Annotated in this window: 8 protein-coding genes; 1 reads left to right on the forward strand and 7 read right to left on the reverse strand. The window is 72.2% G+C overall.

What is annotated here, in order from left to right:
* Together CCN72_RS29345 and CCN72_RS29350 are read right to left on the reverse strand one after the other, a co-directional pair.
* Positions 1-1,426 (reverse strand): amidohydrolase (locus CCN72_RS29345; protein WP_086810992.1); only part of this gene is annotated, 1,426 nt, incomplete at its 3' end.
* 26 nt (positions 1,427-1,452) lie between these two features.
* Entirely contained in the window at positions 1,453-2,943 is a 1,491-nt protein-coding gene (locus tag CCN72_RS29350; protein WP_086810993.1) for an APC family permease, read from the reverse strand.
* 224 nt (positions 2,944-3,167) lie between these two features.
* On the opposite strand from CCN72_RS29350, the gene CCN72_RS29355 reads away from it, so the two are divergent.
* Positions 3,168-3,782, forward strand: a complete 615-nt coding sequence (locus tag CCN72_RS29355; RefSeq protein ID WP_086810995.1) for a TetR/AcrR family transcriptional regulator — start codon at positions 3,168-3,170, stop codon at positions 3,780-3,782.
* Positions 3,783-3,913: 131 nt separating this feature from the next.
* On the opposite strand, the gene CCN72_RS41455 is transcribed toward CCN72_RS29355, so the two are convergent.
* From CCN72_RS41455 to CCN72_RS29385, 5 genes are all read right to left on the reverse strand, one after another.
* Positions 3,914-4,288 carry a transposase gene (locus CCN72_RS41455; RefSeq protein ID WP_279630291.1) on the reverse strand — a complete coding sequence of 125 codons (375 nt, stop codon included), beginning with the start codon at positions 4,286-4,288 and terminating at the stop codon, positions 3,914-3,916.
* A gap of 37 nt (positions 4,289-4,325) precedes the next feature.
* A complete protein-coding gene (locus CCN72_RS29370; protein WP_086810998.1) occupies positions 4,326-5,327 on the reverse strand; it encodes an aminoglycoside phosphotransferase family protein in 1,002 nt (333 codons plus the stop codon).
* A 108-nt stretch (positions 5,328-5,435) separates the two neighbouring features.
* Positions 5,436-7,259 (reverse strand): phospholipase C, encoded by a 1,824-nt coding sequence (locus tag CCN72_RS29375; protein ID WP_086811000.1) that lies wholly within the window; start codon positions 7,257-7,259, stop codon positions 5,436-5,438.
* Positions 7,260-7,500: 241 nt separating this feature from the next.
* Entirely contained in the window at positions 7,501-8,730 is a 1,230-nt protein-coding gene (gene efeB, locus CCN72_RS29380) for an iron uptake transporter deferrochelatase/peroxidase subunit (RefSeq protein WP_244174532.1), read from the reverse strand.
* A complete protein-coding gene (locus CCN72_RS29385) occupies positions 8,727-9,920 on the reverse strand; it encodes an EfeM/EfeO family lipoprotein (protein ID WP_086811002.1) in 1,194 nt (397 codons plus the stop codon). Before CCN72_RS29385 ends, efeB begins: the two co-directional genes overlap by 4 nt.
* Positions 9,921-10,049 lie beyond the last annotated feature (129 nt).

Below are 10,049 nucleotides of genomic sequence, written 5' to 3' on the forward strand. Positions count from 1 at the left end.
CCGACTCGCCCGCCGCGGCGGCCGCGTGGCCGGTGCAGCCCTCCAGAGCCTGCAACGGGGTCAGGCCCGCCCGATGCGCGGCGGCGCCCTTGGGACGGCGGGCGGTCGCCAGCACGGCGCGGGCGTCGTAGTGCGCGATGGGCCAGTCCGAGCCGAGCGCGACGGTGGCGCCCGCGTCCCGCAGATCCCGCAACCGCCAGGCGCGGGCCGCCCGTTCACCGCCCAGGCGACGGGACCACTCGTCGCTGCCGTCGTCCCGGGTGTACCCGGTGTGCGGCGGCTGCATGGAGGCCGCCACACCCAACTCGGCGAAACGGGGCAGGAGTTCGTCCGGTGCCGTCTCGATGTGCTCGATCCGGTGCGCCCCGCGCCCGCTCGGACCGAGCGAGGCCACGGTGTCCAGTACGTGTCGTACGGCGGCGTCCCCGATGGCATGGGTGGCGGTGCGCACCCCGGCCGAGTGCAGGGTGCGCACGGCCTCGGCGTAGGCCTGCGGGTCCGGCCAGAACGCGTCCGTGCCCCGCCCGTGGCAGTCGGGATGCTCCAGCCACGCCGTGCCGCCCTCCACGGTGCCGTCCATGAAGAACTTCACCCCGCCGACCAGCCAGTGCCGGCCGCCCCGCCCCTGCAGCGCGATCAGCTCGCGCAGCGCCTGCGCGTCCGCGCCCGGCATGCACCAGGGCGCGAACCGCAGCCGCACCGGCAGCACCGTCTCCCGCGCCACCGCCGCCACCAGCTCCAGGTCCCCGCCGTCCATCACATGGGCGCCGGTGAGCCCGGTGGCGGCCATCGCGGACAGCAACTCCAGGAGCCGCGACCGGCGTTCGGCGTCCGAGGGGCGCGGCGCGACGGCCGTCACCAGGTCCATCGCGGCGTGTTCGACCAGATGCCCGGTGGGCCGGCCCGCGGCGTCGCACACCACCTCCGCGCGCTGGTCGAAGGAGCGCGGCCCGGACACCCCGGCGGCGGCCAGGGCGGCGGCGTTGGCGAGGGCGGAGTGGCCGTCGTACAGGCGCAGCAGGGCGGGGGCGTCGCCGAGGACGTCGGCCACCAGGTCATGGTGGATCGGGCGGCCCTCGAAGGCGTTGTGGTCCAGGCTGTGCCCGAGCACCCAGCCCCCGATCCGCCCGGCCCCCGCCAACTCGGCGCGCAGGCCGGCCAGATCGCGCACGCCCGAAAGGTCCACTCCGGTCGCCATCTCCAGGCCCCACACCGGATGGCTGTGGGCGTCGACGAGGCCGGGCACCAGATGTGCCCCGCCCAGCTCGACCACCTCGGTGCCGGGGCCGCGCCAGTCCGGTACGTCGGCCGCCTCCCCGACCGCGGTGATCACCCCCTCGCGCACGGCGAGGGCCGTGGCGGTGGGACGGTCGGGGTCGAGGGTGCGCACCTGGGCACCGGTGAGGACGAGATCGGCGGCGGGCATGCCATGAACTCCTTTGTGAGCGACGGTCATTCGGCGGACTCGGTCGGCGCCGGCGCCGCTGTCGGCGGCTCCGTGGCGAAGGACTCGTACACCTCAGGGCGGCTGCGCCGCAGCCACCACGCGAAGGACAGGCCGAGCAGGAAGACGACCGGCGCCGCGAGCACCAGCAGGGTGTTCACGGCGGGTGAGGCGCCGGTGAACAGGTCGATGTGCCCCACCACCAGGACGATCGCGGTCGCGAGCAGCACCGTGGCGAGGACCGGCGCCACCACCGTCCGCAGGCTGCCCTCGCCGTGCCGCACCCGCCGGAAGTAGCAGGGCACGGCGATCGCGGCGAGCAGCTGGAGCAGCATCAGGCCGATCATCCCCGGGGTGTTCACCCACAGCAGCAACTGCTGGTAAGGGTCGGCGTGCGCGGCCCAGAAGGCGAGGACGACCACCGCGCCGAGCACGGTCTGCGCGATGCCGGCGAGGTACGGGGAGCGGTGGCGCGGGTGGATCCGGCCGAGCCGGCGGGGCAGCACGCCCTCCTCCGCCAGCGCGAGCGCGTAGCGGTTGATGGCGTTGTGGAAGGCGAGGAGGGAGGCGAGGACGCTGGTGACGATGAAGACGTGCATCAGATCAGCGGCCCAGCCGCCCACGTACGTGGTGATCGCGGTGAAGAACATCCCGGCCGGATCCTTCCCGGCGGCGCGCACCACCTGGTCGTCGCCGAACGCCTGGACGGCGATCCACACCACGAACGCGTAGAACAGGCCGAGGAATCCGACGGCCAGATAGGTGGCGCGGGGCACGGTGCGCTCCGGGTCGCGGGCCTCGCGGCGGTAGATGACGGTCGACTCGAAACCGGTGAACGCGGCGAACGCGAAGGCGAGTACGGCGGCCGTGCCGGGCACGAACACATGTGAGGGCGCGAGCGAGGCCAGGGACAGCCCGTGCGCACCGCCCTTCAGCAGCACCCCGCCGGCCAGCAGGACGAGTATCCCCGTCTCGGCGATCAGCAGGACGCCGAGCAGCTTGGCCCCGAAGTCGATCGAGCGGAAGCCGCCGTAGCCGATGAGCAGCAGCCCGGCCAGCGAGACGGGCAGCCAGGGCACATCGGCGCCGAACAGGGCGTGCAGGGTGTCGCGGGAGGCGGAGGCGAGCAGGCCGTAGACGCCGATCTCCATGCCGTTGTAGCCGAGCAGCGCGAGCAGGGCGGCACCGATGCCGGCCGGGCGGCCCAGACCGCGGGTGATGAAGGCGTAGAAGGCGCCGCCGCCGGTGACATGGCGGCTCATCGTGGTGAAGCCGACGGCGAAGACGGCGAGGGTCAGCCCGGCCAGGAGGTAGCCGACCGGGGCGCCTATGCCGCCCAGCAGGATCGCGAGGGGCGCGACCCCGGCCATGACGGTCAGGGGTGCGGCGGCGGAGACGACGAAGAAGGCGATGTCGGCCGTGCCGAGGGAACCGGGGCGGAGGGTGGCCGCGGCGGACGGCGCCTTCTCCTCGGGCAGTTCGGAAGTGGTGACGGACATACGGGGGAGCCCTTCGGGCGGCGGAGGGGAGGGGGTCCCGGAGACGGGCGGGCGCGCCCGCGGCGGATGGGGCGACGGCCCCGCGCGAACACTCCCGGGCGTACGGCAGGCCGGGCGCACGGAAGGGATGGCGGGCGCCCGGAGCCGTAAACCTAAAGGCTTTCGGTTTCCGCAATGTAACCTGCGGTTGGGCATCCGGGAAGACCTCAGGGAGAACACCGATCATGGGACGGCCGCGCACCTCGCTCCTCGACCGCGAGCGCATCACCACCATCGCGCTCCAACTCGTCGACGAGAGCGGCGACTTCAGCGTGCCGCAGATAGCCAGGCGGCTCGGCGTGCAGACCGGCTCGGTCTACCACCATGTGGACGGCCGGGACGGCATCGTGGAACTGCTGCGCGAACGGGTCGCCTCCGCGATCGAGACCGCCACCCTCGACCTCGAACCCTGGGACACGGCCGTGGAGGCATGGGCCCGCTCCTACCGCGCCGCCTTCGCCGCGCACCCCCGCGCCATCCCGCTGCTGATGACCTCGCCGGTGCGCGCGCCCCGGGTCCTGGACCAATACGAGCGGGCGGTCACTCTGCTGCTGGACGCCGGGTTCGCGCCCGCCGGGATCATGGCGCTGATCACCGCGCTGGAGAACCTGGTGCTGGGCTCGGCCCTCGACCTCGCCGCCCCCGAGGCGATGTGGGAGCTCGCGGACCGCGCCGCGACGCCCCATCTGGCCGCGGCCCTCGCCGCGGCGGGCGACCACCGGGCCGACCGCGCCTTCGAGGTCGGTCTGACCGCCTTGATGCAGCATGCCCGGACCCTGTCCGGGATCCATGACTCCTGAGGCCCCCGAATTTCCCAGTACCGCCAGTAACATGATCACCTTTGTGACTGGTTGTATCGGCCGGTCAAGTCGGCGCGCCGTTCGATGTCATGTCTTTCCCGGAGATGTCCATGTCTGCTGTCAGTGACGCATTAGAAGACGCCCGTATCCAGTACGAGCAGCACACCCGCGCCTGCCGCCAGTGCCGCGCCGACTCCGCGCCGTGCGCCGTGGCCAAGCATCTGTGGCGCCTGTTCAACAAGGCCCGCCAGAACCAGTTGCGGTCCCACGAGGCCTGACCGCGCCACGGTCAACCGCCGTACACCGCAGGCGCGTTGGCGTCCGGCGGCGGCGCGTGGCGGGCGGCCGGGGAGGTCCCGCCAGGGCGAGTTGGTGCGGTACTTCCATGCAATGGCCTCGAGCGTTCGGCGGTGGTCGGCCCACCGTCGCCCGCGGACCGGATCGGCCGGCATCAGCGGCGCGATCCGGTCCCACATCGCATCAGTGATCACTAATCGGACAGACACATCCGATCAACTGATGAGCCCACCAAAGAGACACGGCCTAGATCGGCGGCTCGTTCAGCAGGTCCAGCAGCCATTCCGCGCTCTGGGTGACGCCGGGCGCGGGGCGTCCCGGGTCGGGGAACATCCGGCTCCAGGAGGCGGCGCGGCCCAGGGAGCTGAGCCGCCAGGCGAGGCTCGCGGCGCGGCGCAGCTCGGCGACCGGGACCCCGGTGCCGGTCCAGGGCTCCAGATAGGCGTCGCGCAGCCGGGGCAGCGCCTGTGCGCCGTACCGTTCGCGCACCTGCTCACCGGTGACCCGGAGGCTGCAGAACGGGTGGGACACGGCCGCGTCCCCCCAGTCGAAGAACGTGAACCGGCCCGGCGCCGGACGGAACAGCTGCCCGTCGTGCAGATCCGCGTGGTCGAGGGTGTCCTCGATGCCGACGGCGGCGAGTTCGGCGCACCAGTCCACGAGCCGGGGCCGTACGGCCGCCACCCGGGCGCGTGCCTCGGAATCGAGCGCGGTGTTCGCGGCGAGCAGCCGGTCGAACACCTCGGGCAGATCGACGGTGCGGGCCTTCGGGACCCCCAGCCGCTCCAGTTCCCCCGCGTACGGGATCAGGGTGCGCTGCATGCCCGCGTACTGGCGCAGCAGGTCCTCCCAGACCTCCGGTCCGACCGGCTCCCGCGCCAGCACCTGCCGGAACAGATCGCCGCCGTCCGGGAGCAGCGACCAGGCGCGTGCCGCGTCCACGGCCAGCGGCTCCAGCACGTGCCCGGGCACCCAGCGGGCCAGCGCGGCGGTCAGCGGGCCCTCGAAGGCGGCGGACCGCGGGTTCGCCTTGAACCAGACCGCCTCCCGGCCCGCCACGGGCACCCGTGCCAGCACCGACCACGGCCGCAGCCGCACCCTGAGCTCGCCCTCCCCGCGCAGGCCGCGCTCGGCCAGCCGCTCCTGGACCCAGTCGAGGGCCGCGGCCCGCCAGGACTCCTGCTCCCACGGCGTCACCGCGTCCGGGAAGGCGCCCCGGTCCACCGTCATCGAGATCTCACTGTGCATCACGCCATCCCAGCAGCAGGACCACGGCCCCGACCACCGGTTTTTCCGGCGCGGACACGGGTGTGCCCCCGGCCGACGGCCGGGGGCACACTCAGGAACCCGCTGTCGTCAGACCTGCTGACGGCGGCGCATCGTGAAGTACGTGCCGGTCAGACCGGCGGCCAGCAGGGCGCCGACGCCGAGGCCGACCGGGAGGGTCGGGAAGGACGCGTCCGAGGTGTCGGCCGCGGTCTGGAAGGCCGGGCCCGGGGTGATGCTGGTGTGCACCGGGGCGACATGCTTGATCGGGCCGACGGACTTCACGGAGCCGTCGCTGTTCAGCAGCACCCGCCTGTTGTTCGGGTGCCGGAAGTCGAACATCCCGCCGAGCGAGCCCGCCTTGGCGTCGAAGGAGGCGTCACCGACGCGGCCGGTGTGCCAGTTGTCCTCGATGAAGCGGGTGATGGACGCCTGGTCGGTCAGCGTGTGGTCGACCTTGTTCACCTTGCTGTAGGGCGAGATGACCAGCAGCGGCTGACGGGTGCCGGGACCGCAGCGGTCCGCGTAGCCGCCGGCCGCCTTCGGGCCCTTCTGGCAGGCCGGGCTGTCGGTGGCCTTGCCGTTGGAACCGACCGAGGTGTCGGTCGAGCCGTTGCGCGGGACGACGAACGCGTGGTCGTACCAGCCGTCGGAGTCGTCGTAGGCGACCACGATCGCGGTGGACTTCCACTGCGGCGAGCTCTGGATCGCGTTGATCTCGTTGACCAGGAAGTGCTGCTCGTCGATCGGGTCCGAGTAGGCGGCGTGGCCGTCCTGGTACTCGCCGGCCTTCAGGAAGCTGACGGACGGCAGGTGGCCCGCCTTGAGCGCGGCGGAGAAATCGGTCAGGTCGTAGTTGTGGTTGGCCTGACCGTTGTGGCCGATCTCGGAGACGGACTTCGGCGGCAGGTGGTGCGGGTTGGCCGTCGACTTGTAGTACGAGAACGGGTTGTGGTGCGGGCTGTAGTCCACCGCGGCCGTGCCGCCCACGTTGTTGTGCGTGGTGTCGCACTTCGCGTACGAGCCGGACGTGCCGTCCCACCCGGTCGACGGGCGGAAGCCGCCCTGGAACCAACCCCAGGAGACCTTCTTGGCGTTGAGCAGGTCACCGACGTTCTTGCCCTGCATCGACGCCAGCGCGTTGCTGCTGGTGTGGTCCTTGTCGGAGCAGTCGTCCCAGGCCGGGTCGGGGTCGTTGACGACCGTGCCGACACCGTGGGCGTCCGGGGACTGGACCGTGTACGAGTCCGGCTTGTCGGTCTGCTTGCCGGTGGCCGGGTCGATGGAGACCACGCCGTGCGTGTTGCCGGAGGCCAGGTTGAGCGCACCGGGGGTGGACGGCCCGTAGTTGGAGCTGTAGGAGCGGTCGCTCAGCGTGTAGTGCTGGGCGTAGTTCCACAGCGCGGTGACGGTGTTGCCGTCGTAGTAGTCCATCGCCAGGCCCGGCTCGCCGAACAGGCCGCCGCTGCACTTGTCGACCTCGGTGTTCTGCACGAACTGGTCGGCCTTGCCGCCGTTGTAGGCGTACTGCTCCGGACCGTAGGAGTGGTTCTGGTCGCAGGTCAGGGCCTGGGACGGCGACAGCCGCTTCGGCGCGTACTGGTTCGGGTTGTGCTTCAGCAGCCCGGCGTTGGCGAGGGTGTCGATGTCCTTCGGGGTGCTCTTCGACGCCGTGAACTTCGTGCCGTCCGTGTTGGCGGCCTTCGGGTACGTGGCGAAGTAGTGGTCGAAGGAGATGTTCTCGTCGAAGAGCACGACGACGTGCTTGATCGGCGTCGCGGTCGACGAGGCCCCGTGACCGTGGGCGGACGTCGCCGCCCACCCGGGCGCGTTGCTGCCGAGCGCGGTGAGCGCCGCGACTCCCACGAGCGCGCCCAGGCTGCGCATCGCGGCTCGTCTTCCTCTGCTGGCCATGGTGGTCTACCCCTTTGGACAGAACGTCTGTGCGGTGTACGAGCAGGCATGCTGCGCTCCTTGCGGGGCGCGATGGCGGAGCAATGATGTCGCGTGGATGAACACCGAGTCAGGGAACCTGTGGGAAAACTTGACGGTGTGTTGACCGAGCGAGCCGCCGGGTTGTCCGGACAGGTTCGGGTGAACTGCCCGGTCAGCCAGGGGAAAAGGGCCGGACCGGTCCACTGGGGGACCGGACACGTCAGGCGAACAGGGCGCGTCCGTACCAGTCCTGGACATCGCGCACCCCGGGCAGCGCGAAGAAGTAGCCGCCGCCGAACGGGCTGATGTAGTCGGTCAGCGGCTCGCCCGCCAGCCGGTGCTGGACGGTCTCGAACTGCCGTACAAGGTCCTGCTGGTAGCAGGAGAACAGCAGGCCCATGTCCAGATTGCCGTTGGCGTCCATGCCCAGGTCGTAGTTGTAGGCGCGGCGCAGCAGGCGCTGGCGTGCGGTGTCCGGGGTACGCGGATTGGCCAGCCGGATGTGCGCGTCCAGCGGGATGACATCGCCCTTGGGGTCGTCGGCGTACTTCGGCACATCGTGCTCGCGGTCGCCGTCCAGCGGCGCGCCGGAGGAACGGGACCGGCCGATCATCCGCTCCTGCTCGCTGAGCGAGACCCGGTCCCAGAACTCCACGAGCATCCGGATCAGCCGTACGACCTGATAGCTGCCGCCGACGGCCCAGTCCGGCTCGCCCGAGTCCCGGTCCACCCAGATCAGTTGGTCCATCTCGCGGGCGCTCGCGGTGTCCGGGTTGGCGATGCCGTCCCGGAATCCCAGCAGATTGCGCGGGGTGCCGGAGGGCCGGGGCGGGCTGGCGAAGCCGTCCATCCGCCAGCGGACCTGGATGCCGCCCCGGGTGTGCCGGGCGATGTCGCGCAGCGCGTGCAGGGTGGTGTCCGGGTCGTCGGCGTGCAGTTGGAGGCTGAGGTCGCCGTGGCACCAGTCGGGCTTGAGATCGTCGTCGGGGAAGGCGGGCATGGCGGTCAGCCGCTTGGGCCTGCGCGCGGTCAGCCCGAACCGGTCGTCGAACAGCGAGGCGCCGACGCCCACGGTGACGGCCAACTGCCCGCCGGGCAGCTCCTCGCCGAGGAGGCCCGAGTCGGCGGGCGGTCCGGTGACACCCACCGGGTCAGGGGTGCCGCCGGCGGTGAGCAGCCGGGCCCGCTCGGTCAAGGTGCGCAGCAGATCGGTGAGTTCGGCGCGGCTCTCGGCGGTCACGTCCAGGGCGGCGAACACACAGGTACGGCGGGGAGCCGCGATCGCGGAGGCCTGGTGGACGCCGTGGAACGGCGCGAGGGCGGACGGCGCCTCGGCGGCCGGGCCCGGGTCGGGGGCGGCGGCGCTGGTGGCGAGTCCCGCGCCGGCGAGGGCGGCGCCGCGCAGAAAGCCGCGCCGGGCCAGTCCATGGTGTCGTTCGGCGATGCTCACACGGTCCTCCGGGGGTCGCACAGGGTCGCCACCGACGCCAGCCGCTCCACGAGGTCGTCGAGCTGGGAGTCGATCCGCTCCCGCTGGGCGCGGGTCAGTCGATCGAGCGCGGTCCAGCGCCCGTCGTGCCGGGACCCGTCGAGGGTCTCCCCGGCCCGCTTCAACTCCCGGTCCAGGCCCGGCAGATCGGCGTACCGGGTGGTGAGCAGCGGACGCAGCCGGGACAGCACCTCGCGGGTGCCGTCGAGGTTGGCGCGGGCGGTGGCGAGGTTGCTGCCGCTGCCGTAGTCGGTGCGGCCGGTCAGTTCGAACTGGACGGTGTTCTCCAGGATCTCGTGTGCGCGCAGCCCGAGTTGGGCGGGGTCCATGCGGCTCTGCGCCCAGCTGTCGCGCAGCCCGGTGAGCGCCTTGACCAGGGCGGCCGCCGGGGCGCGCAGTCCGCTCGCGGACTCGCCGTGCCACAGGCCGTACTCGATGCGGTGGAACCCGGCGAAGTCCTTGTCGCGCACCCCGTCGGGCAGCCCGGCGTCGGTGCCGTTGATCTCGCCGTCCGCGTCCCCGAAGGCGTCGTACGCCGCCCCGAGCCGCTCGTACTGGAGGTGCGCCGGCAGCCAGGCGGAGCGGGCGGCGGCGAGGTCACCGCGGTCGATCGCGTCCTTGAGTTCGGCCGAAAGCCGTACGGCCGTGGCGAGTCCGCCGCCCACCCACTTCTGGTAGGCGAGCGCGGGCGGGATCAGATCGTGCTCGGTGACCGGGGCGGCACCGGGGCCGCGCCGCCCGCCGGTGACCCGGACGGTGGGGCCGGTGACGGCGTCGGCGTCGTCGGGCACGCACATGAAGGCGTACGCGCCCTTGCCCACCTGGACGGTCAACTGCCGTGTGGTGCCGGGGCCGATGTCCTCCACCTCGCCGTACACCGCGTGGGTGCCGGGGTCTTCGAGGTAGACCTCGGCGGCGCCGTCGGAGGTGTTGTGCAGGTCGAAGGTCTGCGTCCCGGGCTCGGGCCGCATCCAGCCCCGGCCGCAGTGGCTCTCGGAGACCTCGACGACCAGGCGCCGGGTGGCGGTCTTGCGCTGCTCAGAGCCGCCGGTGCACAGGGCCACCAGGGCGAGCGCCACGGCGAGTACGAGGAACACGGTCGGCGCCGTCCGGAGACGACGCGACCGCGTGCCGAGGCGGGGCAACGGCATGCTGAGCCTTTCCGGACGACGTACGCAGCTGTCCGCGGGGCGGGTTGATCGCCGGCGGAACGGCCTCATCGTAGACACCCGGAGGGAACCGAACACCCCGTCCGGGGCGTTCGGTTCCCTCCGGGTGTC

This window comes from Streptomyces murinus (assembly GCF_002154555.1).
GTDB classification, from domain to species: domain Bacteria; phylum Actinomycetota; class Actinomycetes; order Streptomycetales; family Streptomycetaceae; genus Streptomyces; species Streptomyces murinus.

What these genes read in the sequence shown, in the direction of transcription:
- CCN72_RS29350 (WP_086810993.1), bottom strand. Translation starts at nt 2,943, where the DNA reads ATGTCCGTCACCACTTCCGAACTGCCCGAGGAGAAGGCGCCGTCCGCC.
- CCN72_RS29355 (WP_086810995.1), top strand. Translation starts at nt 3,168, where the DNA reads ATGGGACGGCCGCGCACCTCGCTCCTCGACCGCGAGCGCATCACCACC.
- CCN72_RS29370 (WP_086810998.1), bottom strand. Translation starts at nt 5,327, where the DNA reads ATGCACAGTGAGATCTCGATGACGGTGGACCGGGGCGCCTTCCCGGAC.
- CCN72_RS29375 (WP_086811000.1), bottom strand. Translation starts at nt 7,259, where the DNA reads ATGGCCAGCAGAGGAAGACGAGCCGCGATGCGCAGCCTGGGCGCGCTC.
- CCN72_RS29385 (WP_086811002.1), bottom strand. Translation starts at nt 9,920, where the DNA reads ATGCCGTTGCCCCGCCTCGGCACGCGGTCGCGTCGTCTCCGGACGGCG.